The 23,245-nt window shown below is 61.9% G+C and carries 21 protein-coding genes; 16 read left to right on the top strand and 5 right to left on the bottom strand.

Annotation, left to right across the window (positions count from 1 at the left end; all coding sequences use genetic code 11):
* Positions 1 to 379: 379 nt before the first annotated feature.
* The 4 genes from P1U55_RS00580 to P1U55_RS00565 form a co-directional block, all read right to left on the bottom strand.
* The gene (locus P1U55_RS00580; RefSeq protein WP_301045514.1) at positions 380 to 811 is read right to left on the bottom strand and encodes a universal stress protein; all 432 of its coding nucleotides are present in this window, start codon (positions 809 to 811) and stop codon (positions 380 to 382) included.
* Positions 808 to 3,420: a TRAP transporter permease gene (locus P1U55_RS00575; protein WP_301045513.1), complete on the bottom strand. Its 2,613-nt coding sequence runs from the start codon at positions 3,418 to 3,420 to the stop codon at positions 808 to 810. Before P1U55_RS00575 ends, P1U55_RS00580 begins: the two co-directional genes overlap by 4 nt.
* A gap of 126 nt (positions 3,421 to 3,546) precedes the next feature.
* On the bottom strand, positions 3,547 to 4,512 hold the full coding sequence (locus P1U55_RS00570) for a TAXI family TRAP transporter solute-binding subunit (RefSeq protein ID WP_301045512.1): 966 nt from the start codon (positions 4,510 to 4,512) through the stop codon (positions 3,547 to 3,549).
* A gap of 53 nt (positions 4,513 to 4,565) precedes the next feature.
* Positions 4,566 to 5,426 carry a MurR/RpiR family transcriptional regulator gene (locus tag P1U55_RS00565; protein WP_301045511.1) on the bottom strand — a complete coding sequence of 287 codons (861 nt, stop codon included), beginning with the start codon at positions 5,424 to 5,426 and terminating at the stop codon, positions 4,566 to 4,568.
* A gap of 121 nt (positions 5,427 to 5,547) precedes the next feature.
* On the opposite strand from P1U55_RS00565, the gene P1U55_RS00560 reads away from it, so the two are divergent.
* From P1U55_RS00560 to P1U55_RS00480, 16 genes are all read left to right on the top strand, one after another.
* The gene (locus tag P1U55_RS00560) at positions 5,548 to 6,867 is read left to right on the top strand and encodes an aspartate aminotransferase family protein (RefSeq protein ID WP_301045510.1); all 1,320 of its coding nucleotides are present in this window, start codon (positions 5,548 to 5,550) and stop codon (positions 6,865 to 6,867) included.
* A gap of 140 nt (positions 6,868 to 7,007) precedes the next feature.
* A complete protein-coding gene (locus P1U55_RS00555; RefSeq protein ID WP_301045509.1) occupies positions 7,008 to 8,264 on the top strand; it encodes an aminotransferase class V-fold PLP-dependent enzyme in 1,257 nt (418 codons plus the stop codon).
* Positions 8,265 to 8,450: 186 nt separating this feature from the next.
* On the top strand, positions 8,451 to 9,059 hold the full coding sequence (locus P1U55_RS00550) for a TetR/AcrR family transcriptional regulator (protein WP_301045508.1): 609 nt from the start codon (positions 8,451 to 8,453) through the stop codon (positions 9,057 to 9,059).
* Between the two features lie 219 nt (positions 9,060 to 9,278).
* Positions 9,279 to 10,628 (top strand): extracellular solute-binding protein, encoded by a 1,350-nt coding sequence (locus tag P1U55_RS00545; protein WP_301045507.1) that lies wholly within the window; start codon positions 9,279 to 9,281, stop codon positions 10,626 to 10,628.
* 46 nt (positions 10,629 to 10,674) lie between these two features.
* Positions 10,675 to 11,910 (top strand): carbohydrate ABC transporter permease, encoded by a 1,236-nt coding sequence (locus P1U55_RS00540; protein ID WP_301045506.1) that lies wholly within the window; start codon positions 10,675 to 10,677, stop codon positions 11,908 to 11,910.
* The gene (locus tag P1U55_RS00535) at positions 11,907 to 13,127 is read left to right on the top strand and encodes a carbohydrate ABC transporter permease (RefSeq protein ID WP_301045505.1); all 1,221 of its coding nucleotides are present in this window, start codon (positions 11,907 to 11,909) and stop codon (positions 13,125 to 13,127) included. Before P1U55_RS00540 ends, P1U55_RS00535 begins: the two co-directional genes overlap by 4 nt.
* A complete protein-coding gene (locus P1U55_RS00530; RefSeq protein WP_301045504.1) occupies positions 13,124 to 14,380 on the top strand; it encodes a trehalase family glycosidase in 1,257 nt (418 codons plus the stop codon). The genes P1U55_RS00535 and P1U55_RS00530 overlap by 4 nt, the downstream gene beginning before the upstream one ends.
* Positions 14,368 to 15,387 (top strand): sn-glycerol-3-phosphate ABC transporter ATP-binding protein UgpC, encoded by a 1,020-nt coding sequence (ugpC, locus tag P1U55_RS00525; protein WP_301045503.1) that lies wholly within the window; start codon positions 14,368 to 14,370, stop codon positions 15,385 to 15,387. The genes P1U55_RS00530 and ugpC overlap by 13 nt, the downstream gene beginning before the upstream one ends.
* A gap of 54 nt (positions 15,388 to 15,441) precedes the next feature.
* Positions 15,442 to 16,236: a S49 family peptidase gene (locus P1U55_RS00520; protein ID WP_301045502.1), complete on the top strand. Its 795-nt coding sequence runs from the start codon at positions 15,442 to 15,444 to the stop codon at positions 16,234 to 16,236.
* Between the two features lie 188 nt (positions 16,237 to 16,424).
* Positions 16,425 to 17,384, top strand: a complete 960-nt coding sequence (locus tag P1U55_RS00510) for a calcium/sodium antiporter (protein ID WP_301045547.1) — start codon at positions 16,425 to 16,427, stop codon at positions 17,382 to 17,384.
* Between the two features lies 1 nt (position 17,385).
* On the top strand, positions 17,386 to 18,150 hold the full coding sequence (locus tag P1U55_RS00505; protein WP_301045501.1) for an SDR family oxidoreductase: 765 nt from the start codon (positions 17,386 to 17,388) through the stop codon (positions 18,148 to 18,150).
* A gap of 325 nt (positions 18,151 to 18,475) precedes the next feature.
* Positions 18,476 to 20,338: an excinuclease ABC subunit UvrC gene (gene uvrC / locus P1U55_RS00500; protein ID WP_301045500.1), complete on the top strand. Its 1,863-nt coding sequence runs from the start codon at positions 18,476 to 18,478 to the stop codon at positions 20,336 to 20,338.
* 102 nt (positions 20,339 to 20,440) lie between these two features.
* Positions 20,441 to 21,163, top strand: coding sequence for a hypothetical protein (locus P1U55_RS00495; RefSeq protein ID WP_301045499.1), 723 nt, complete (start codon positions 20,441 to 20,443; stop codon positions 21,161 to 21,163).
* 51 nt (positions 21,164 to 21,214) lie between these two features.
* Positions 21,215 to 21,832, top strand: a complete 618-nt coding sequence (gene pgsA, locus P1U55_RS00490; protein ID WP_301045498.1) for a CDP-diacylglycerol--glycerol-3-phosphate 3-phosphatidyltransferase — start codon at positions 21,215 to 21,217, stop codon at positions 21,830 to 21,832.
* Positions 21,833 to 21,834: 2 nt separating this feature from the next.
* Entirely contained in the window at positions 21,835 to 22,080 is a 246-nt protein-coding gene (gene moaD, locus P1U55_RS00485; protein ID WP_301045546.1) for a molybdopterin converting factor subunit 1, read from the top strand.
* A gap of 3 nt (positions 22,081 to 22,083) precedes the next feature.
* Entirely contained in the window at positions 22,084 to 22,527 is a 444-nt protein-coding gene (locus P1U55_RS00480; protein WP_301045497.1) for a molybdenum cofactor biosynthesis protein MoaE, read from the top strand.
* Positions 22,528 to 22,537: 10 nt separating this feature from the next.
* On the opposite strand, the gene P1U55_RS00475 is transcribed toward P1U55_RS00480, so the two are convergent.
* Positions 22,538 to 23,179: a DUF2268 domain-containing putative Zn-dependent protease gene (locus P1U55_RS00475; RefSeq protein WP_301045496.1), complete on the bottom strand. Its 642-nt coding sequence runs from the start codon at positions 23,177 to 23,179 to the stop codon at positions 22,538 to 22,540.
* Positions 23,180 to 23,245 lie beyond the last annotated feature (66 nt).

The raw sequence follows: 23,245 nt of genomic DNA, 5'->3' as shown, positions 1-23,245 counted from the left end.
TAATCACGATTGAACCCCCTTCCAGCCATGGTCGTTTCTGCCGGTTTTCACTCCCAAACGCCTTTTGACTGGGGCGCTATGACTTTGGCGCATTGCGGCTCTTTCCCGATGGTACCGGAACACACAGCTCATCAGGCTCGCTCGATGAAGTGGAGGGCCGGGGCAGATTGGTGTGGTTGTTCTGCCGTGTGAAAAAAGTGAAGCAATTTCAGGCGATACCGCGCCCGTTGATCGCTACGATGGCAGGGAGCCACGCGATCGGGAGCCGATAACGGAAGGCCATGGAGCCGCCGGATTCAGAAACTTCTGTGCCGATGGGTGAGTGTGCCCCCCCGCCGGGATTGCTCTTGAGGCGGGGGAGGGAGGGCTTGGCGCGTCTTTAGCGGACGACGTAGACCGAGCATGTGGAGTGGCGCACAACGCGGGCGGCGTTGGGGCCGAGGAGGTAGTCTTTTATGTCGGGCGTGTGGGCGCCCAGAACGATCAGGTCAGCCCCGGCCTTTTCGGCGGTTTCCAGGATTTCGTGGTAGGCGTTGCCCACCCCGATCACATGGCGGATCTTGCCGTTGACCTCGGCACCAAGGGTTTGGGCGACGAGTGTTTTGAGCAGCTCCCCCGCCTTGGCCTTGGCCTTTGCAGTGTGATCGCTGCCGAAATAGCCGCCAACCACGGACATGCCATAATCAGGGATGACGGTGATCACATCAAGCTGGGCGCCTTCCATCTCGGCGAGCTTGTAGGCGCGTTCCAGCACCTTTGTCTCGGCTTTCGGGTTGGCGATATCAACGGCGCAGAGGACGTTTTTGATCATGCCGGAACTCCTTCTTCGACTTCGGGTTCTTTGCGGCGCATTTGCAGGAAGGCGATCAGGCCGAGCAGCAGCAGCGCGGGGATGAAGATCAGCTCCTTGGGCAGCCCGTGGACCGGGGCCTTGAGCGCGGTGACCGCCACCGGCGCATCGCCGTAGAAATCAAAGCTCGACAGATCGTCACCAATGGGGGAGCCAAAGCCCGGCTCGTCCAGTTTCATCACCTCGCCCTCGGGGAGGAGGATGAAGCCCATCGCATCAAGCCGCGCGGCAGCATCGGCCCCTTCGGGCACCGCGACGACCAGCGTGGTTTCTTTTACCTCACTGGTATCGAAGTCCGGGCCAGAGACGATCACGCGGAGCGAGTCCCCCGGTGTGGCCTCGGCGACGGCCTGTTCGAACTGCGCTGGCGCCATGTCACGGAACGGCGGCTGGATCATATCCATGAAGAAGCCGGGCCGGAACAGGGCGAAGGCGATAGCGAGCAGGGCCACCGTTTCCCAGATGCGGTTCTTGACGAAGAAGAAGTTCATGGTGGCAGCGGTAAACACGAGGATACCGATGGTCGCCACAATGAAGACGATGATGCCTTGCAGCCATGTCACATCAATCAATAGCAGATCGGTGTTGAAGATGAAGACAAAGGGCAGGGCCACGGTGCGCAGGCTGTAGAAGAACGCAGTGAAGCCGGTTTTGATCGCGTCGCCGCCCGAAACCGCCGCCGCCGCAAAGGAGGCGAGGCCCACAGGGGGCGTTACATCGGCCATGATGCCGAAGTAGAAGACGAAGAGGTGAACCGCGATCAGCGGCACCACGAGGCCCGATTGCGCGCCAAGCTCCACCACGACAGCCACCATCAGCGAGCTGACGACGATGTAGTTGGCCGTGGTGGGCAGGCCCATACCGAGGATCAGTGACAGGATTGCCACCAGCACCAGCATGGCGATGAGGTTGCCGCCCGAGAGGAACTCGACGAAATCAGCCATCACCTGCCCGATCCCGGTGAGCGAGACGGTGCCCACGATGATCCCCGCAGTAGCGGTGGCCAGCGCGATGCCGATCATGTTGCGCGCGCCGTCGATCATGCCAACGGCCCAATCCACCACGCCCTCTTTCCAGCGGCTCGAAGCATCGCTTTCGCCACGGAACATGGCCTTGAGCGGCTTTTGAGTGAGCAGGATGAAGAACAGCAGGAAGGTGGCCCAGAACGCCGAGAGGCCCGGCGACTTGCGCTCGATCATCAGGAAATACACCAGCACGATGATCGGCAGCAGGTAGTAGAGGCCGGATTTGTAGATCTTGGGGATCTCGGGCAGCTCGACCACTTCGGCGTTGGGATCATCAGGCTCAAGGTCATCGACGGTTGAGGCAAGATAGAGCAGCCCAAGGTAGATCACCCCGATCAGCGCCGCGAGCACCAGCCCCGAACCATCGGGGAGCATCGAGGTGATAAGCTGCACCGGGTATTTGGTGGCGTAGCAGAGCACCGCAAAGCCCGCGAAGAAGGCAAACATGCCGAGGATGGTGTTGAAGAGGTTCACCACCTTGTTGCCGATGGTCGGCATTTTGTTTTTCACGGCTTCCAGATGCACGATGTAGACCAGCGCGATGTAGCTGATGATCGCGGGCAGGAAGGCGTGGGTGATGACCTCGACGTAGGAAATGCCCACATATTCAACCATCAGGAAGGCGGCAGCGCCCATCACCGGCGGCATGATCTGGCCGTTGACCGATGAAGCCACCTCGACAGAGCCGGCCTTTTCCGCAGAAAAGCCTACGCGCTTCATCAGCGGGATGGTGAAGGTACCGGTTGTGACCACGTTGGCGATGGAGGAGCCGGAGATCAGGCCAGTGGCGGCAGAGCCGACCACGGCGGCCTTGGCGGGGCCGCCACGCAGGTGGCCAAGGGCGCCAAAGGCCATCTTGATAAAGTAGTTACCCGCGCCGGCCTTATCGAGCAGCGCGCCGAACAGCACGAAGAGGAACACAAACTTGGTGGATACGCCAAGTGCGATGCCAAACACGCCCTCAGAGGTGATCCACATATGCGACATGGCCTTGCGCAAGCTCGCCCCGGCCCAGCGGATCTGGTCGGGGACAACTTCGGAGGAGCCGAAGAACACATAGAGCAGGAAGAGGCAGGCCAGGGCCACCATCACAGGGCCAAGCGTGCGGTAGGCGGCGATGAACAGCAGGATCAGGCCCGCGAGCGCGGCGTAGGCATCTGTCTGGTCGGCGAGGCCACCGTTAGAAACGATCTTTTCGTAAAAGAAGTAGCCATACATCGCCAGGGCGGCACCGCCGACCCCGAGCACCCAGTCATACCAGGGCACCGATGTTTTGGGCGCCCGTTTGAAAAGAGGGTAGGCCATGGCGGAAAGGAAAATCGCAAAGGCGAGGTGGATCAGGCGGTCATTGTTGATCATGTCGCCGGGCAGGATGTAGGGCGACCATGGAGAGGCCAGCAGCACCTGAAAGATCGACCAGATCAGAGCAACAGCAGCGATGAACATACCAAGCGTGCCGGGCACCGAGCGCGCGCCACTGTCAGACGCGGCAACAAGCTCTTGTAGCTCGGCCTCGCTGAGGGCGTTGTTTTCCTTTGCAGACATTTGTTTCCCCACTGTCAGGCCATTTTTCCGGCCGGTCCCTGTTCGCGTTTTGCGTATTGGTTTTTTTGGTGGGCCGGGGGCGGCGCTGGGCCGCCCTCCGGCGTTTGCATGAAAGGGCTGTCGAGATTACTCGATCAGGCCTTTTTCCTTGTAGTACTTGGCAGCGCCATCATGCAGCGGAGCCGAAAGCGACTGCGTTGCCATCTCTTCTGCCGTCAGGTTGGCGAAAGCGGGGTGCAGGCCTTTGAAGTCTTCGATGTTCTCGAAAACCGAGGAGACAACGGCGTAAACCGCATCGTCAGACACCGCGTCGGAGCTGACAAAGGTGGCGCGCACACCGAAGGTTTTCACGTCGCCATCGTTGCCGCGATACATGCCACCTGGGATGGTTGCCACGGAGTAGAAGGGGAACTCCTCAACCAGAGCGGAAACCGCATCGCCCGACACTTCGACGAGCACGGAATCACAGGCGGTGGTGGCTTCCTGGATGGAGCCGGACGGGTGGCCAACGGTGTAAACCATCGCGTCGATCTGGTTGTCGCAGAGAGCAGCGGACTGCTCGGCGGCCTTCAGCTCGGTTGCGAGGGCGAAATCACCGGTGGTCCAGCCCATCTTTTCGAGCAGAACTTCCATGGTTGCCCGCTGGCCGGAGCCGGGGTTGCCGATGTTGACGCGCTTGCCTTTGAGATCGTCAAAAGTTTTGATCCCGGAATCGGCGCGGGCCACAACGGTGAAGGGCTCGGGGTGGACCGAGAACACGGCGCGCAGGCCTTCAAACGCATCACCCTCAAACTGCACGACGCCGTTGTAGGCATTGTACTGGATGTCGGACTGGGCGACGCCAAACTCAAGCTCGCCTTCCTTGATGGTGTTCACGTTGTAAACCGAGCCGCCGGTCGATTCGACCGAGCAGCGGATGCCGTGGTCTTTGCGGCCCTTGTTCACCAGACGGCAAATCGCCCCACCGGTGGGATAATACACGCCGGTCACGCCGCCGGTGCCGATGGTGATGAACTCTTCGGCCATCGCAGCGGGGGCCATGAGCGCCCCTGCGATTGCACCGATGAGGCCGAGTTTGATTGGTTTGGTCATATCGTTCTCCCTGATTGACACATTTTTATGCCGCTAAGGTGGACTCACTTTCCTCATGAGTCCACCACCTCGCCGAGCAGGCGGTTTTGCGCTTCGATCCGGGCGATGCGTTCTGTAACGGAAGGCCCGGCCTGTTTTGCAACCATCCCCATCACCGTTTCGAGCAGGAAAACCGTGGCAACATAGGACGAAAAGAAGCTGGGGCCGTCATCTGGCAGGATGAAAGCGGTGGAGGCATGGGGCATGGCCGGGCAGGCGCAGCTATCGGTGATGAGGGCCACATGCGCCCCGGATTTGGCCGCAGCTTCGGCTGCGCGAATCGAATTTCGGGCCGAGGGCGGCTTGGTGATGACCAGCATCACATCCTGCGGCCCAAAGCCTGCGAGCGAACTGGCGAGCGAACTCCCGCCTTGCCCCGCCATCTCCCATCCGGCGCCAAGGAAGCGGCCCATATAGGCGGCGTAAGTGGCCACCCCGAAAGAGCCAAGAGCGCCCACCAGCAGCACCCGCCGCGCCGCGCCAAGGCGGCTGACGAGCGCCTCAAGCTGGGCCGGGTCCACGGCATCTGTCAGCGCGGCGAGGTTGGCGGTGCAGGCATCACGATACCGGGTGAGGAAGCTTTCATCGCCGCCTTCCTCATGCTGAAGCGCACCCGCCCGTGCGGCAAAACGGCGGACCTTGAGCGCGATCTGCGCCCGAATGGCCTCGCGCAACGCCTCGAAATTGGCAAACTCAAGCGCGTGGGCGAGGCGGGTGAAGGTGGCCGGGGCCATTTGGCTTTCAGCCGCGATGGCACGCAGCCCACGGCTGGCGGTATCAACCGGGTTGGCCGCGATATAGGCGCCCGCTTCGCGCAAGCGCGGGCTGAGGGTGGTGAAATGGGCGGCAAATCGTTGATCGAAGGTGTCGGGCATGGGGCACCTGAAATGGGGAAAGTTGCCCAGCGGAGTGTTTCAAGTGTTTCATATATTGTCAACGGATGAAACATACGTTTCATGATTGGGGAGGATGAGCCACGCCAGGGAGCGATTCGCCATGACCCATGTTTTCCACCGCCAAACCGCCAAGGTTCCGCCTGTCGCCGCAAAGGGCGATGGGGCCTACATCATCAGCGCTGATGGCCGCCGGTATCTGGATGCCTCGGGCGGCGCGGCGGTTTCCTGCCTTGGCCATTCTGATGCGGCGGTGGCGAAGGCGATCCACGATCAGGTGGACGCGCTGGCCTATGCACATTCGGGCTTCTTTACATCGGATGCGGCGGAGCGGCTCGCGGAGCGGCTGGTGGCCCATGCGCCGGAAGGGATTGAATATGTGTATTTCACCTCCGGCGGGTCAGAAGCGGTGGAGGCGGCGCTGAAGCTGGCGCGGCAGTATTTTGTGGAAAAGGGCGAGAGCCAGCGCGTGAAGTTCATTGCGCGGCGGCAAAGCTACCATGGCAATACGCTGGGCGCGCTGGCCACTGGCGGCAACGCGTGGCGGCGGGCGCAGTTTCAGCCGCTGATGGTGGAAGGCACCCATATTGCGCCCTGCTATGAGTATCGCGGCCGCGCGACGGGCGAGACGGTTGAGGCCTATGGCCTGCGGGTGGCGGATGAGCTGGAAGCCGCGTTGCAAGCGGCGGGTCCGGAGAGCGTGATCGCCTTCATCGCCGAGCCGGTGGTGGGCGCGACAATGGGCGCGGTGCCAGCGGTGGAGGGCTATTTCAAGCGCATCCGCGAGATATGTGATCGCCACGGCGTGTTGCTGATCCTGGATGAGGTTATGTGCGGCATGGGCCGGACCGGCACGCTGTTTGCCTGCGAGCAGGACGGGGTTGCGCCCGATATCGTGACCGTCGCCAAGGGGCTGGGCGCGGGGTATCAGCCGATTGGTGCCGCGCTGTGCTCAGGCGAGATTTACAGGACCATTCAGGGTGGCACCGGGTTTTTCCAGCATGGGCACACCTACATGGCGCACCCGACGGCCTGCGCGGCTGCGGATGCCGTGCTGACCCGGCTGCTTGATGATGGGCTGGTGGGCCGTGTGGGCCGGATGGGGGCGGTGCTGCGCGGTGCGCTGGATGATGCCTTTGGCCAGCACCCGCATGTGGGCGATATCCGGGGGCGCAGCCTGTTCATTGGGCTGGAGCTGGTTGAGGACCGTGGCACCAAGGCCCCGTTTGATCCGGCGCGCGGGGTCAACAGGGCGCTGAAGGCGGCGGGTTTTGACGAGGGGCTGATGTGCTACCCGATGGGCGGCACGATTGATGGCCAGCGCGGCGACCATGTGCTGCTCGCGCCGCCGTTCATCATCACCGAGGATCAGGTGGGCGAGATCGTGGACAAGTTGGGCCGGGCCATGGCGCGGGTGCTTTGAGCGGCACCCGCAAAAGAGCCAGAGCGGTGGTGAGCCGGGGAGCGCAGTGCCCGCTGCCCGTCGATCAAGGGGTCGCAAAACCGGCCCACTTGCTCCGGCACGCCACCGCGTTTACCCCTTTTGCCAAAAGGAGCACCGGGATGATGGGACAAGACAAATCGTTGATCAAAGAGGTGCGGGCGCGCTTTGCCTATGTGGAAAGCGATCCGTTTTCCGGTGAGCGCATTTTCTTTGAAAATGCGGGCGGCGCGCTGACGCTGAATTCGGTTGTTGAAACCGCCGCAAAATTTGCCGCCATTCCTGACAATCAGGGGCGCGATAATCCGGCGGCCAAGGCGATGGGTGAGGTGATCGCCAAGGGCCGGGCCGATGCGATGGTGTTCCTTGGCGCGGAGCAAGGGCAGGTGATCGTGGGGGAAAGCGGCACCGAAATGCTGTTTCGCCTGATCCGCACCGCTTGCATGGGCACATCGGCGGGCAATGTGCTTGGCTCAACGCTGGAGCATCCGGCCAGCCGTTCTGCGGCAGCGCATTGGGCCAAGGCGGCAGGCAAAAAGCATGTGCTGGTCGCCCATGATGATGCGTCCGGCTGTGTGGGGCCAGACGCCTATGCCGCAGCCGTAACCGCAGATACGCAAGTGGCGACGATTGTGCATTGCTCCCCTGTCACCGGGATGGACGTGGATATTGCAGCGATTGCGGCGGTGATCCGCAGCGTCGCGCCGGAGTGCATTATCATCGTGGATGGCATCCAGCACGCAGCGCATGGGCATGTTGATGTAACGGCGGCGGGTGTCGATGGCTATGTGATCTCACCTTACAAGGTGTTTTCGCGCCATGGCTTCGGGCTTGCGTGGATGTCAGACCGGCTGGCCGGGTTGCCGCATGAAAGCCTGATCGGGGCTGATAGCTGGGAACTGGGCACGCGGGATGCCGGGGCCTATGCGGCTTTTTCCGACGTGGTGGACTACTTCGACTGGCTGGGCACCAAGCTCGGCGGCCCGGCAAGCCGGCGTGGGCGGATCGAAGAGGCCGCAGCGGCGATCAAGGCGCATGAAACAGACCTGACCGACGCCATGCTGAAAGGCGTGGGCAACCTCGCCGGGCTGGCGGAACTTCCCGGCGTTACGGTGCTTGGCGGGGTGGATAACCCGGCGCGGGCCGGTCTGGTCGCCTGCGCGCTGGAGGGGATGAGCGCTGAGGAACTGGTGAGTGCCCTGCGCGAGCGTGGCGTGCGCACCCATGCCCGGAAGGCTGATCACTACTCGGGCAATGTGCTGGCGCCGCTTGGAATGGCAGACTGCCTGCGCGTTTCGCTGTGCCACTATAACACCGAGGCCGAGGTTGCTGCCTTCCTCACCGCGATGGCCGAGATTGCCGGGCAGACAAGGCAGTAGATTCGCGCGGCATGTGCCACCCGGTCGGCATATGGCCAATGCGCCGGAAAGCAGCAGGGTAAGGGGGGTGGCGGCTTTGAAGACGGCTGTCACAGGTTGGCTTTCGACCAAACCGTATAGTAGATTACGATTGCGAGATGGCATGACCGTATATATAATTACGGCCATGCCATACTGGAGACAGCGATGAAAGCCGACCGTCGCACGAAACGAGAGAGCGAGATCATGGCCGCGGCCTATAAGCTGCTGGATGAGGGCGGCGCGGCAGGAATGTCGATGCTGGCCGTGGCGAAGGCGGCGAAGGCTTCAAACGAGACACTCTATAATTGGTATGGCGATAAGCTGGGCCTGTTGTGCGCGATGGTGGCGCGCGATGCCGAAGACCTGCGCCAGCAATTGGAGGCGGTGCTTGCCAAGGGAGATGCGCCGCTGGAGGTGCTGGATACGCTTGGCCCCCTGCTGCTGGAGGTGCTGACCTCACCCCGCGCCATTGCGTTGAACCGCGCGGCGGCGGCGGATGCGACGGGGGTCTTGGGTGCGGCGCTGGCGCAGGTGGAGCGCGGCAGTATTGCGCCGATGATCGGGGCGCTTTGCCAGCAAGCGCTTGATGATGGAGCGATGAAGGAAGGGGATGCGCAAAGCATCGCGGAAACCTACATGAGCCTGTTGATCGGGGATTGGCAAATTCGCCTTGTGGTTCAGTCGATGCCCGCGCCCAGAAAAGCCGCGCTGCGGGCGCGGGCGGACCGGGCGCTCATGCTCACCTGGCGGCTTCACGGCACAGCAAAGCCATGAGGCGCGTGTGATTATTCTTTAGGCAAAACTGTGTAACTTTATGTCTGCCGGGCAAAAATACCTTGCCCGAAGCGAAAGGCCTGCCAAGATTGCGCTCAATAGAGGAGGCTCAAGAGGATGCCGGACGCGGTGCGAAAAGTGCCGCTCGTGGCAAAAGGGCAGCCCATGAACACAAGGCGTGATGCAACGCCAGGTTGACCAATGCCGGGAGGACGATTGATGACGTTTTTTACCTTTAAACAGGGCCTATTGGCCGCCACCGCGCTGACCTTCAGCGCCGCGATGGTTGAGGCGGAGACCATCCGCTTTTGGACCACCGAAGAGCAGCCGGAACGGCTGGCAAAACAGGAAGAAATGGCCAAGGCTTTTGAGGCCGAATCCGGCACCAGCGTTGAGGTGATTCCCGTTACCGAGAGCGATTTGGGCACGCGGGCGACGGCGGCTTTTGCGGCGGGCGACCTGCCGGACGTGATTTACCATACGCTGCAATATGCGCTGCCCTGGGCCGAGGCCGGTATCCTTGATGCCGAGGCCGCCAGCGAGGTGATCGAAGACCTTGGCGCCGATACCTTTGCCCCCGGCCCGCTTGCCATGGCGGCGTTTGAGGATGGCACGGCCTCGGTCCCGGTGGATGGCTGGACGCAGATGATTGTGTACCGCAAGGACCTGTTCGAGGAGAACGGGCTGGAAGCGCCGAGCTCTTATGCCAACGTGCTTGCCGCGATCGAAAAGCTGCACAACCCGCCGGAGATGTATGGCTTTGTGGCCGCCACCAAGGTGGACGAGAACTTCATGAGCCAGGTGCTGGAGCATGTGTTCCTTGCCAATGGCGTGAGCCCGGTGGGGCCGGATGGCTTCAAGCCGCTGGATGTGAAGGCCACGACCGAGGTGCTTGATTTCTACAAGGCCATTGCCGAAGCCTCACCGCCGGGTGAGCTGTTCTGGAAGCAATCGCGTGAGCTTTACTTTGCGGGCCAGGCGGCGATGATCATCTGGTCGCCCTTCATCCTTGATGAGCTTGCTGGCTTGCGTGACAGCGCCCCGCCCACTCTCAACGATGATCCAACCAGCCCTGAGCTGGCCTCGAAAACCGGCGTTGTCACCACCTTCTCCGGCCCGTCCAACCCGGATGGCGCGGCCTGGGGCGACACGCGGTATTTCGGGATCACCACCGATGCGGACAGCGATGCCGCGATGGAGTTTGTGAAGTTCTCGATGGACAAGGGCTATATGGACACGCTTTCCATTGCGCCCGAGGGCAAGTTCCCCACCCGCCGCGGCACCGCCGATGAGCCGGACAAGTTCAAGGCGGAATGGTCGATGCTGGATGTGGGTGTGGATCGCAAAGCCCCGCTTTCCAAGCTTTACGCGCCGGAGATGATCGAAGAGATCGTGGTGGGCCTTGATAAGGCGCAGCGCTGGGGCGTTGAGGACGGGCAGCTTTCGCTGGCGTCCAAAATGATCAACGGTCAGGCGATCAACCGGCTGGTGCGGGAGTATATTGACGGCGAGCGCGATGCCGCAGCCACCGTTGAGATGATGAACGAGGAATTGGCCAAGGTCGATTGACCTTTGGCCAAGGGGCGGCCGAAGATGTGCCGCCCCGTTCCATCCCATGAGTGACACACCCCATCCGCCCAAGGGCAGCGGGCCGCTCGCCAGACGAGAGGCGCGGCTGGCCTGGGGCCTGCTGGCTCCGACGGTTATCAGCGTTTCGCTGGTGGTCATCCTGCCGCTGCTCACGATCTTCTGGATCAGCTTCAAACCGATTGGCCTAGCCGATCTGCGCGCGCCCACCCTGCGGGTGAACGAGCAGTTGCGCGATGCCGATGAGGCGGAGCCTTACATCCGCTACCGGGTGCGCAACACCAGCCAGGATATTGCGCTCACCTCGGCGAGCTTTCGGGACGCTATTCCGCAAGGCGTTCGGCTGGGCGCGTTGCCGGAGCAATGCACCTTTGAGCAGCAGGTTCTGGCCTGTGATCTGGGTGAGGTAGAGGCTGGCGGGCGCAGTGAATTGCGGGTACCGATCCTCACCAGCGATGCCGGGGCGGTGGAGGATGTGCTGGAAGACAGTGCGCCGCTGGTGCGCGTCAAGGCGCCGAATATCCTCACCAACCTTGATTTCACCCTCGAAAATTTCGCCCGCGTGTTTGATGGCGGCGAGTTTTGGCAGGTGCTGTGGGTCACGCTGGCCTATACGATTTTTGGCACCATCGGCGCGCTGGTGATGGGGTTGTTTGCGGCCATGCTGCTGAACAAAAGCTTCAGGGGGCAGGGGATTTTGCGGGGGCTTTACCTGTTCCCCTATGTGGCGCCGGTGATCGCGGTGGCCTTCACCTGGGTCACCCTGTTTGACCCGTTCAGCGGATCAGCCAATGCGCTGCTCATCCAGATGGGGGTGAGCGAGGGGGCGATCAACTTTTTTGGTGACAGGCCGCTGGCGCTGATCATGGTCATCATGTTCGAGATCTGGCGTTACTTCCCGCTGAGTTTCCTGTTCATTCTGGCGCGGATGCAATCCATTGATACCGATATGTATGAGGCCGCCGATATGGACGGTGCGAGCCCGTTTCAGAAGTTCTGGTATCTGTCGATGCCGCAACTTCTGGGCATCCTTTCGGTGCTGTTCCTGCTGCGCTTCATCTGGACCTTCAACAAGTTTGACGACATTTTCCTGCTGACCGGCGGCAACGCAGGCACCCGCACCTTGACGGTGAATGTGTATGAGCAGGCCTTTGCGATCAGCAATATCGGCGCGGGGGCGGCGGTGGCCGTGGTGATCTTTGGCTGCCTGCTGCTGTTCAGCCTGTTCTTCTTCCGCTTCATGAGCCGGGAGGAAGGTCTATGAGCGTGTTTTGGCGCGGTGGGCTGACCGGCCCGATCATTGGGGCGCTTTGGCTGCTGGTTCTGTCGGTGACGGTTGCGGTGGCGGTGAGTTTTGGCACGGGCGATGCGTTTCGCCCGGTGGTTTGGCTCTCTCTCCTTTGGGGCGCGCTGGGCGGGCTGGCGCTGGTGGCGGCGCGGCCCGGTGTGCCGGTTGCGGCACTTTCCCTGGCCGTGGTGCTGGGCGCTTTGGCTGCGGTGGGTTTTGGTCCGGTCGCCGTGGGCGAGAGCGTTGGCACGGGCTGGGAGATTGGGGTCAACGCGGTGCTGGGCGCGCTGTTTGGCCTTTCGGCGCGGGTTATCCTTGAGGAGGTGCCGGGGCTGGGGGCGCTCACGCGGCACCAGTTTGAAGATGCGGTGATCCGGTTTCTCACCGGGTTTGGCTATATCTTCTTTACCGCCATCGTGGTGATCCCGTTTTACGTGATGGTGATGACCTCGCTCAAAAGCCAACAGGCCCTGCTGCAAAATCCGCTCGACTTTTCGCTCGACCTGTCACGCGGGATGGAGCTGTTTCGCAGCTACCGTGAGCTTTTTGTGGATTACTCCTTTGCCCGCTACCTGTGGACCAGCTTTTACGTTTCGTGCCTGACGGTCTTTATCACGCTGCTGTTTTCGGTGCCGGGGGCCTATGCGGTGGCGCGGCTGCGGTTTAGCGGGCGGGCGGCGTTTTCACGGTCGATCCTGCTCATCTACATGGTGCCGATGATCGTGCTTGCGCTGCCGATCTACATTGCGTTCAGCCAGTTGGGGCTGCGCAACACGGTATTTGGCATCGTGCTGATCTACCCGGTCACCACCATCCCGGTGGCGCTTTACATGCTGCAAGGCTACTTCCGCGGCCTGCCCGCCGAGGTCGAGGAAGCCGGGCTGATGGACGGGCTTTCGCGGCTTGCGGTGATCTGGAAAATCACGCTGCCGCTGGCGCTTCCGGCGCTGGCGAGCGTATCTCTCTATGTGTTCATGATCGCGTGGAACGAGTTCCTCCTCGCCTTCATGCTGCTTGATGATCCCTCGAAATTTACCCTCACCCGCGCGGTGACGAGCCTCAACAGCTCGGAAGTGCCGCGACAGCACCTGATGGCAGGGGCGGTGATTGCGACCGTGCCGATCATGGCGCTGTTCCTCGGGTTGGAGAAATTCATGACCAAGGGCCTGACGGCCGGTTCGGTGAAGGGATGAGCGCGCTGGATGATGAAGCCCGCGCGATTCTCGCCACGAACGACCGGGGTGGCTACACCGTGCCGACCCATGGCCTTTATCCCTATCAGTGGAACTGGGATTCGGTGTTTGCGGCCATCGGCTTTGCCGAGCATGACATGGAGCGGGCCTGGGTTGAGATTGAAACCCTGTTCAGCGGCCAGTGGGAGAACGGCATGGTGCCGCATATCATCTTCCATCAGGTTGATCCGAGCTACTTTCCGGGGCCGGATGTTTGGCGCGGGATCGGGCCGCTGCCGTCTTCCGGGATTTCGCAGCCACCGATTGCCGCGACCTTCGTGCGCTGGCTGGCCGAAAAGGATGGCGCCTTTGCCCCCCGCGCCGAGGCGCTGATCCCCAGGCTGATGGACTGGCACCGCTGGTTCATGACGTGGCGTTGCGAGCGCGGGGCGATTGTGGTGACCCACCCGTGGGAGACAGGCCGTGACAATTGCCCAGACTGGGACGGCCCCTTTGCCGCCATAGAGCCGGAAGGGGTGGAGCAGTATTACCGCCGTGACACCACCCATGTGATCGAGGAAGAGCGGCCAAGGCGTTATGACTATGACCGCTACCTCTATCTTGTGAAGCTGGGGGCCGAGAGCGGGTGGGATGAAGCCTATCTACGTCAGGCCAATCCGTTTCGTGTGGCAGACCCGACGATGACCTTCACGCTCCTGCGCTCCTGCCGTGACCTGCGGGCAATGGCCGAGGAATTTGGTCTGGAGACCGCCGAGATCGACGGTTGGATCAAGACGATGGAAGAGGGGGCAGAGCTGCTGTGGAACGACGACGCCGCGACCTATGATTGCTATGATCTGCGGGCCGAAAAGCACACCGGCGTAGTTTCAAACGCGTCATTCCTGAGTTGGTATGCTGGCGTGGGGGGTGACCGGATGATGCCGCATCTGGAGCGGATCACCGGGCTGGAGCCGTTCTTCATCCCCTCCACCGACCCCGAGCATGAGGCCTATGAGCCAAAGCGTTACTGGCGCGGGCCGGTTTGGGCGATGATGAACATGCTCATCGCGCGTGGTCTTGCCGATGCGGGCCATGGCGATTGGGCGGGCAAGATCACCGAAAACACCCGCGCCATGATCGCCGGGAACGGCTTTGCCGAGTATTTTGACCCGCGCGACGGCGCTCCGGCGGGTGGGCGCAATTTTACATGGACGGCGGCGGTGTGGCTGGCATGGGCTTCGGCGACGACGGGAGAGAAGTTATGGGCAGCATAGAACTGAAAGCAGTCGAAAAATGGTTTGGCGATGTTCAGGTCATCAAAGGGGTGGACCTGAAGATCGAGGATGGGGAGTTCATCATCTTCGTGGGGCCATCGGGTTGTGGCAAATCCACCCTGCTGCGCATGATCGGGGGGCTGGAAGAAACCTCGCGCGGTGAAATCCTGATTGATGGGGCCGATGTAACGGCGGCGCCGCCCAGCAAGCGGGGGCTGTCGATGGTGTTTCAAAGCTACGCGCTTTATCCACATATGTCGGTGGGCGATAACATGGGTTTCTCTCTCAAGACGGCGGGCGCGCCGAAAGAGGAGATGGAGGCCAAGGTTGCCGAGGCGGCGCGGGTTTTGAAGCTGGAACCCTACCTTGAGCGGCGACCAAAGGACCTGAGCGGCGGGCAGCGGCAACGGGTTGCGATTGGGCGCTCTATCGTGCGGGACCCAACGGCCTTTTTGTTTGATGAGCCGCTTTCCAACCTTGATGCCTCGCTGCGCGTTGAGATGCGTTACGAGATCGCCAAGCTGCACAAGAGCCTTGCGACCACGATGATCTACGTCACCCACGACCAGGTAGAGGCGATGACTCTGGCCGACAGGATCGTGGTGCTGGAGTTTGGCAAGATCGCGCAGGTTGGCTCGCCGCGTGAGCTTTATGAGCGGCCCGCCAACCTGTTTGTGGCGCAGTTCATCGGCTCTCCCAAGATGAACGTGATGCCGATCACCGCCAGCCTTGCGCTGAGCGATGTGCCAGAGGGCGCGGTGCAACTGGGGGTAAGGCCAGAGCATATTGAGGTGGTTGAGAGTGGCGGCACCTGTGACGGCACCATTGATGTGATCGAATATCTCGGGGCCGATACCTATGTGATCGTTGATGCGGGTGAAGCCGGGCAAATTACGCTGCGTGCGCCAGGCAACACAGGGCTAAAGGAAGGCACTGCGATCTCGCTTGGCTTCCCCCCCGAGAGCCTGCATTTCTTTGGGGACGACGGGGTTTCGATCCGCAGGTGATGAAACAGCGGCTGTCCCTTGCCGCCGCGCCCCGCCGAGCCTACATGGGACAGCATGCGCCATTTGATCCCCTTCATGCCGAAAATCCCGCTGGTGAACGTGGTGCGCCTGCAAGGCACCATCGCCACCGGCCGTGGCCGCCTGTCTGACGCGGGCGTTGCGGCCCCCATCGAGCGGGCCTTCACGCGGGGCAAGCCTGCTGCGGTGGCCTTGCTCATCAACTCGCCCGGCGGCTCGCCGGCGCAATCCTCGCTGATCGCGGCCCGCATCCGGCGGCTTGCGGCGGAAAAGGAGGTGCCGGTGGTGGCCTTCGTTGAGGATGTCGCCGCTTCGGGCGGCTACTGGCTGGCAACGGCGGCGGATGAGATTTTTCTGGATGAAAACTCTATCGCAGGGTCGATCGGGGTGATCTCGGCCGGTTTCGGGCTGCATGCCTTTATCGACAAGCACGGGATCGAGCGGCGGGTGCATACCGCTGGCAAGTCCAAAAGCTTTATGGACCCGTTCCGCCCCGAAAAAGAAGAAGACGTTGACCGGCTCATCGCCCTGCAAGAGGTGATCCACGGCAACTTCATTAATCAGGTCAAATCACGCCGTGCGCACCGGCTGAAGGAAGAGCACGATCTGTTCACCGGTGATATCTGGGTCGGCCAGCAAGCGGTGGATGTGGGCCTTGCCGATGGCATCGGCCACCTTGTTCCGGTGCTCAAAAAACGCTTTGGCGAGAAAACCCGTTTTAACGTGCTTGGTCCGCGCCGCTCGCTCTTGAAGCGGATTGGTGCGGAGGCCATGACAGGGGCCACGGGCGCAGTTGAAGAGCGTGCGCTTTGGGCGAGGTATGGGCTCTAGTGGTCATCAAGGCTGTCATTCTGTTTTTGGCGTTCATGGGCGTGCTTGCTGTGTTTGGCAAGAAGCGCACCACCAAGCCAAAAGCCACGTCCAAGCGCACGGAAACCGCCAGGAAGTGCCCCAAATGCGGGGCTTTCAAGATTGGAACAGGCCCCTGCGCCTGCGGAAAGAAGAGCTGACGGGTGGCGATTGATCTTCTAACGGCAGGCCTTGGTCTGGTAATCCTTCTTCTGGCCGGGGACGCGCTGGTGCGTGGGGCCGTCAACCTGGCGCTGCGCATGGGTATCCCGGCGCTGATCGTTTCGCTCACCATCGTGGCCTTTGGCACCTCTGCGCCTGAGCTGCTCATCTCGATCAACGCGGTGCGCGACAATGCGGGCGGGCTGGCGCTGGGCAATGTGGTTGGCTCCAACATCGCCAACGTCCTTTTGGTGCTGGGCGTGCCTGCGGTGATGACCGGCCTCGCAACCCGCGACCACGACACGAAGCGCAGCTTTCTCTTCATGATCGCCGCATCGCTGCTGTTTATCGTGGCCTGCTTCCTTGGTCCGTTGCGGTGGTATCACGGGCTCATCCTGCTGGTCGCCCTTGGCGGGGTTCTGTGGGATGCCACCCAAAGCGCGCGCAACCACCGCCGTGAACAGGCCACGCAAAACTACGGCGCGGATGAGCTTGAAGACCTTGAGGGCGCAGACCCAACAATGCCGTGGTGGAAGATCGCCCTGTTCACCGTGCTGGGCCTCATCGGCCTGCCGCTGGGGGCTGATCTGCTGGTGACGGCCTCGGTCAATATCGCTACCGATCTTGGCGTTTCCGATACGGTGATCGGCCTGACGCTGGTGGCCATTGGCACCTCGCTGCCTGAGCTGGCCACAACGGTCATGGCGGCGCTGCGCAATCAGGCCGATGTGGCGCTGGGCAATGTGATCGGCTCCAATATGTTCAACCTGTTGGCGATCATGGGCATTGCCTCAATGGTTGGCCCCATCCCGGTGGACCCTGAGATCATGCGCTTTGATCTGTGGGTCATGCTGGCGGCCTCGCTGGCGCTGGTGCCTTTCGTTTTCATGGGGCGCAACATGGGGCGGAAAATCGGCATCGGCTTTTCGGCGCTATACGTTCTTTACCTTGTGGTCGTGGTGGTCTGACATGCGGGCGCTGGTAACAGGCGCAGGCGGCAGGCTGGGGCGGGCGATGGCGCTTTGGCTCGGCCAAAATGGCTGGGATGTTGCCGTGCACTATGCCTCCAGCGCCGAGGGTGCCGCGGAAGTGGCCGGGCGTATCAAGGCGGAGGGGCGAAATGCCGTGACCCTGCAAGCTGATCTGCTGGATTGGGACGCCGCCGAACGGCTGGTGCCGCAGGCGGCAGAGGCGCTGGGTGGCGAGCTGACACTGCTGATCAACAACGCCTCGATCTTTCAGGACGATGATTTTGGCACCGTCACCCGCGAAAACTGGGAGGCGCATATGGGATCAAACCTGCGCGCGCCCTTGCAGCTGATCGGCGCTTTCGCCGCGCAGGCCCCCGAAGCACGGCGTGACGCGCATGCCGAGCCGGTGGCCCAGGCGCTGGTGGTGAACATGATCGACCAGAGGGTTCGCAAGCTGACCCCGAGGTTTGTGAGCTACACGCTCGCCAAATCCGGCCTCTGGACGCTAACGCAAACCGCAGCGCAGGGCCTTGCACCGCACGTTCGGGTAAACGCCATTGGTCCCGGCCCAACCCTTCAGGACGCGCATCAGGATAGCCAGTCCTTTGCCCGCCAGCGCGCCGCAACCGTGCTTGAGCGCGGCTCTGACCCGGAGGATATCATCGGGGCGCTGGCCTACCTGATTGGCGCAAAATCGGTTTCCGGGCAGCTCATTTGCACCGATGGCGGGCAGCATCTGGCGTGGCGAACTCCTGACGTTTGAGGCAGGAGAGGTTGCCCGCAACCCGACCGCTCAACGAAACTTATTCAACCGTCACCGATCCGTTACCTAAGCGTTACAAATTTCTTAATGAAATCAAAAATTTAGCGGGCGTCAAAAAATAATTCGTTTCAAAACAATGTGTTGATAGGGCCACGGCAAGTCGCCTACTTTTTGGGCATGTCGACGAATCCACTCGTTTTTAACGGGTTTTTCGCCCTCCCTGCATTTTCTCCAAAGACTTATCCACAGAAACGGGGGAGAGGTTTCCTCTTGCCCCGAGGGGGATACCATTGCAGCGATAGCAGGGAATCATGAGCGAGCGAGTATGAGCGAAACCAAGGCGGCGAAATCCGGGTATGAGGTGATCAAGGGATACCTGCGGCAGATTGATGGGTCGCCGGGGGTGTACCGCATGCTCGATGCAGAAAGCCGGGTGCTTTATGTGGGCAAGGCGCGCAATCTCAAGGCGCGGGTCAGTTCCTATGCGCGGCCCACCGGGCATTCGCCGCGGATCGCGCGGATGATCGAGCAGACCGCTTCGATGATGTTTCTGACCACGGCCACCGAGACCGAGGCGCTGCTGCTGGAGCAGAACCTCATCAAACAGTTGAAGCCGCATTACAACGTGCTGCTGCGCGACGACAAGAGCTTCCCCAATATCCTCGTCAGCAAGCAGCATGACTTTCCTCAGATCAAAAAGCACCGTGGCGCGAAGAAGGAAAAGGGCAGCTATTATGGGCCCTTCGCCAGCGCCGGGGCGGTGAACCGAACGCTGAACCAGTTGCAACGGGTTTTCCTGCTGCGCAACTGCACCGATGCCACCTTTGAAACCCGCAGCCGCCCCTGCCTGCTCTACCAGATCAAGCGGTGCTCCGCGCCTTGCGTGGGCAAGATATCCAAGGCGGACTACGGGCGGTTGGTGGGCGATGCCGAGCGGTTCCTGCAAGGCCGCTCGACCAAGGTGCAGGAGCAATTGGCCAAAGAGATGCAGGCCGCTTCCGAGGAGATGGAATTTGAGCGCGCCGCCGCGCTGCGTGACCGTATCCGCGCCATGACCAGCCTGCAAAGCGCCCAGGGGATCAACCCGCGTTCAACCCCCGAGGCGGATGTGATCGCGCTCCACATGGAGGGCGGGCAGGCCTGTGTGCAGGTGTTCTTCATTCGCGCCGGGCAAAACTGGGGCAACCGGGATTACTATCCGCGTCTTGGTGGGGCCGAAAGCCCGGCAGAGGTGCTGCAAGCCTTCGTTGGCCAGTTCTACTCCACCAAGGAGCCGCCGCGCCTTGTGCTGCTGAGTGATGACATCGAAGACCGCGAGGTGATGGAGGATCTGCTCGGCGAGACGGCCAAGCGCAAGGTTGAGATCATAGTGCCGCAGCGTGGCGAGAAGGCCGAGTTGATCTCTGGCGCTCTGCGCAACGCCCGTGAAAGCCTGGCCCGCAAGATGAGCGAAAGTGCCACGCAAACCAAGCTGCTGAAGGGGCTTGCCGAGGCGTTTGATCTGGCCGCCCCGCCACAGCGGATTGAGATATATGACAACTCGCACATCCAGGGCGCTCATGCGGTGGGCGGCATGGTGGTGATGGGGGCTGAGGGCTGGGTGAAAAGCCAGTATCGCAAGTTCAACATCAAGGGCGAAGAGCTGACCCCCGGCGATGACTTTGGCATGATGAAAGAGGTGCTGTCGCGCCGGTTCAAACGCCTGTTGAAGGAAGACCCGGACCGCCAGGGCGAAACATGGCCTGACCTGCTGCTCATTGATGGCGGCGCGGGGCAAATCAGCGCGGTGGGCGAGATCATGGCCGAGCTTGGGGTGGAGGATGTGCCCTTCATCGGCGTTGCCAAGGGCGTGGACCGTGACGCGGGCAAGGAAGAGTTTTACCGCCCCGGCCAGCGGGTGATGGCGCTGCGCCACAATGATCCGGTGCTCTACTTCATCCAGCGGATGCGCGACGAGGCGCACCGTTTTGCTATTGGAACCCACCGCGCCAAACGCAGCAAAAGCACCTTTGCCACCCCGCTGGATGAGGTGCCGGGCGTCGGCGCTACCCGCAAGCGGGCGCTGCTGGCGCATTTCGGATCGGCCAAAGCGGTGGCAAGGGCCAACCTCGCGGACCTGAAGGTGGTGAGTGGGATCAGCGAAGGGCTGGCGCAAACGATCTACGATTATTTCCACGAAAAGGGCTGACCGGCAGACTCGACAGCGCAGCTTGGCTTCGTCTAAGGTCGATCAGGGGAAATTTTGGCCCCGCATGTGTTTGACGCTCAATACCTTTTCGGGAGAAAGTTAATGGATATCTATTCGGCGGTCGATGGGACCGGCCCGGACGACAACTCCGACTATATGAAAGAATTCGCCAACAGCCACTGCAAGCGGCTTTACGCCGAGTGGCATGGCCGCGCCAAACGCTGGGAGCGCGGGCCGTCGCTGACAGGCAGTGAAACCCAATCGCTTGCCGTGCGGCAGGCTCGTTTTGCCAAAACCCAATATGATGCCCATCCGGGCAGCCGCATCTTTTTGGCGGGCTACAGCCGTGGTGGCGCGGCAGCGGAGGTGGCGTGCCACATTCTCAAGCGTGAAAACGTGCCGGTGCATTGCTTGTTGCTGTTTGATGCGGTCGATCGCTCCAGCGTTGATACCCCCGGCGTGCCGGACAACGTAGATCACTGCTTCCACGCCATGCGTGACCCGCGCACCGCCTCGCGCGAGATTTTCGGCAATTGCTCCACCGAAAAGCTGGGCGGCCGCAAGATGATCAAGCAAAAGTTTTACGGAACGCATGGGGCGATTGGCGGTGTTCCGCAAACCGAAACCGGCTTCCTGATGGATACCGTGGTGGAGCTGCACTTGGGCGGCGCAACGGCGATGTCGGCGCTTGGCGGGCTTGCGGGCACTTACACCGCCGCGCAAACCCGCAACACAAATGTGACCCCGGCGCAGAATATCCTTGCCTCGGCGCAGATCTGGATTTGGATGCAGCAGCACCTGCTGACGGCCCGCAACGCCACATAGCGACGTCAGTAGTGCTTTCGCCGGGCGGGGCAACACGCTAAACCTTCGGGTATGATATGGAACTTGCCCAATATCCTCACGGTCCTTCGGCTCCTCGCGGCGCCGGGGGTGGCCGTGATGTTCCTTTATTTCCACCGCCCCTGGGCGGATTGGTTTGCGCTGGTCCTGTTTGTGGCCGCCGCCGCGACCGACTTTTTTGATGGCTGGCTGGCTCGCAAGTGGGGGCAGGAAACCAAGCTGGGCGCAATGCTTGATCCGATCGCCGACAAGGCGATGGTGGTGATCGCGCTGCTGGTCATTACCGGCTTTTCGGGGATGAACCCGTGGATCCTGTTGCCCGCCACGCTGATCCTCTTCCGCGAGGTTTTCGTCAGCGGGTTGCGCGAGTTTCTGGGCGATACGGCGGGCACCCTCAAGGTGACCAATCTCGCCAAGTGGAAGACGACAGCGCAGATGGTGGCGATTGCCGTGCTGTTTCTTGGCACCGGCCTCGATTGGGTGGCGCGGGGTGAGATGGGGCCTTCAGGGCTGGCCAGATTCCGGGATGGTCCGGCAGGCTGGGCCACGGTGACGGGCATCTTGATTCTGTGGGTCGCCGGGGCGCTGACGCTGATCACCGGCTGGGACTATTTTCGCAAATCGGTGCCATTCCTGAAGGGGCCAAAATGACTGTGAATGTGCTTTACTTCGCTTGGGTCCGTGAGCGGATCGGCCTGCCGCGTGAAGCGGTGGAAACAGAGGCCGCCACGGTTTCCGAGCTGGTTGAAGAGCTGAAAACGCGCGAGGATCGCTACGCCGCAGCCTTTGCCGATGTGACAGCGCTGCGCGTGGCGCTGGATCAGGAGCTTTCTGATTTTGAGGCACCGTTGGCGGGCGTGCGTGAGATCGCCTTTTTCCCGCCGATGACAGGGGGCTGACCCTTGGCCGAAGTGCGGGTTCAGGCCGACAGCTTTGATGCGGGCGCCGAGCTTAACCGCTTTTCAGAAGCGCAGGCCGGCGCCGGGGCCGTGGTGAGCTTTACCGGCGTGGTGCGCGATGTATCCGGCGGGCTGGAGGCGATGGAGATCGAGCATTATCCCGGCATGACCGAAAGCGCGATTGCCACCATTGTTGATGAGTCCAAGGCGCGCTGGCCGCTGACTGGCGCGCTGGTGATCCACCGCCACGGGCGGCTTGAGCCGGGGGCGCAGATCATGATGGTTGCCACCGCTTCGGCGCATAGGGTTGCGGCCTTTGAGGCGGCGGAATTCCTGATGGATTACCTCAAATCCCGCGCCCCTTTCTGGAAAAAGGAAGTCACCCGCGAGGGCACCGGCTGGGTTGCCGCAAAGGATGAGGACGAGGCCGCGCTGACGCGCTGGTAGCCTCGGGCGATCACATTAATGCAGAGCGAAAGTGCTCGGTTGGCGCATGGGCGAGGGCCGAAGCGGTGGCAGTGGGGTGCTCGTCAAAATACCGCGCAACCAGTTGATAGGCGGCGCTGTAGCCAAGCCACTGTGGGTAGGCCCCGGTGCCAAAGAACCATTCATTATGATCATAGCCCGCGTCATCCCAAAGGCTGCGAATGGTTTCGCGGTGGGTGAGGAGCGCATCGGCCACGGCGGTTTCCCATGGCTCAAGCGGCAGGCCATAAAGCTCTTCAACGAAATGGCCCGCAAGGCCTTCGGTGACGAGCGCGGCGCCAAGGGTGCTGCCATAGCCCGGCCCATCCCAGCGGGCGGCATGGTGCATCTCGTGGGCCAGCATCCGCTCAAAGCTTTGCGCGGTGTTGCGCTCCAGCGCGGGGTTGTCGGGGTCCACTGTTACAAGGATCACACCGGGGCCGGGGGCGTGGCCCACATGGCCCTTTTGCGGAATCACATCGCGGGCGGCCCGAACCACCACATCCACCGGGCCAAGCGACAGGCGGGGCGCGACGCGGGCGTGGGTTTCTTCAATGGTGCGGGTGAGCCACTTGGCGTGGGCTGTCAGGGTGCCTCGGGCATCGCAAAGGTGCAGGGAGAGGGCGCTGTGCATCGGGTGAGGGGCCTCCTGCCTGGCTTGCGGTGCTGCGCCTCCAAAGCAAGGCGCGCGACGGGAGGC

Source organism: Vannielia sp., assembly GCF_029212645.1.
GTDB lineage: Bacteria > Pseudomonadota > Alphaproteobacteria > Rhodobacterales > Rhodobacteraceae > Vannielia.
Note: the sequence above shows the minus strand (reverse complement) of the source record. Positions and strands in the feature narration are given on the sequence as shown.

Coding starts and splice junctions, on each gene's coding strand:
- P1U55_RS00570 (WP_301045512.1), bottom strand. CDS start 4,512: ATGACCAAACCAATCAAACTCGGCCTCATCGGTGCAATCGCAGGGGCG.
- P1U55_RS00565 (WP_301045511.1), bottom strand. CDS start 5,426: ATGCCCGACACCTTCGATCAACGATTTGCCGCCCATTTCACCACCCTC.
- pgsA (WP_301045498.1), top strand. CDS start 21,215: ATGATATGGAACTTGCCCAATATCCTCACGGTCCTTCGGCTCCTCGCG.
- P1U55_RS00520 (WP_301045502.1), top strand. CDS start 15,442: ATGCGCCATTTGATCCCCTTCATGCCGAAAATCCCGCTGGTGAACGTG.
- P1U55_RS00475 (WP_301045496.1), bottom strand. CDS start 23,179: ATGCACAGCGCCCTCTCCCTGCACCTTTGCGATGCCCGAGGCACCCTG.
- P1U55_RS00545 (WP_301045507.1), top strand. CDS start 9,279: ATGACGTTTTTTACCTTTAAACAGGGCCTATTGGCCGCCACCGCGCTG.
- P1U55_RS00535 (WP_301045505.1), top strand. CDS start 11,907: ATGAGCGTGTTTTGGCGCGGTGGGCTGACCGGCCCGATCATTGGGGCG.
- P1U55_RS00530 (WP_301045504.1), top strand. CDS start 13,124: ATGAGCGCGCTGGATGATGAAGCCCGCGCGATTCTCGCCACGAACGAC.
- P1U55_RS00575 (WP_301045513.1), bottom strand. CDS start 3,420: ATGTCTGCAAAGGAAAACAACGCCCTCAGCGAGGCCGAGCTACAAGAG.
- uvrC (WP_301045500.1), top strand. CDS start 18,476: ATGAGCGAAACCAAGGCGGCGAAATCCGGGTATGAGGTGATCAAGGGA.
- P1U55_RS00550 (WP_301045508.1), top strand. CDS start 8,451: ATGAAAGCCGACCGTCGCACGAAACGAGAGAGCGAGATCATGGCCGCG.
- P1U55_RS00580 (WP_301045514.1), bottom strand. CDS start 811: ATGATCAAAAACGTCCTCTGCGCCGTTGATATCGCCAACCCGAAAGCC.
- P1U55_RS00495 (WP_301045499.1), top strand. CDS start 20,441: ATGGATATCTATTCGGCGGTCGATGGGACCGGCCCGGACGACAACTCC.
- ugpC (WP_301045503.1), top strand. CDS start 14,368: ATGGGCAGCATAGAACTGAAAGCAGTCGAAAAATGGTTTGGCGATGTT.
- P1U55_RS00555 (WP_301045509.1), top strand. CDS start 7,008: ATGATGGGACAAGACAAATCGTTGATCAAAGAGGTGCGGGCGCGCTTT.
- P1U55_RS00540 (WP_301045506.1), top strand. CDS start 10,675: ATGAGTGACACACCCCATCCGCCCAAGGGCAGCGGGCCGCTCGCCAGA.
- P1U55_RS00560 (WP_301045510.1), top strand. CDS start 5,548: ATGACCCATGTTTTCCACCGCCAAACCGCCAAGGTTCCGCCTGTCGCC.
- P1U55_RS00505 (WP_301045501.1), top strand. CDS start 17,386: ATGCGGGCGCTGGTAACAGGCGCAGGCGGCAGGCTGGGGCGGGCGATG.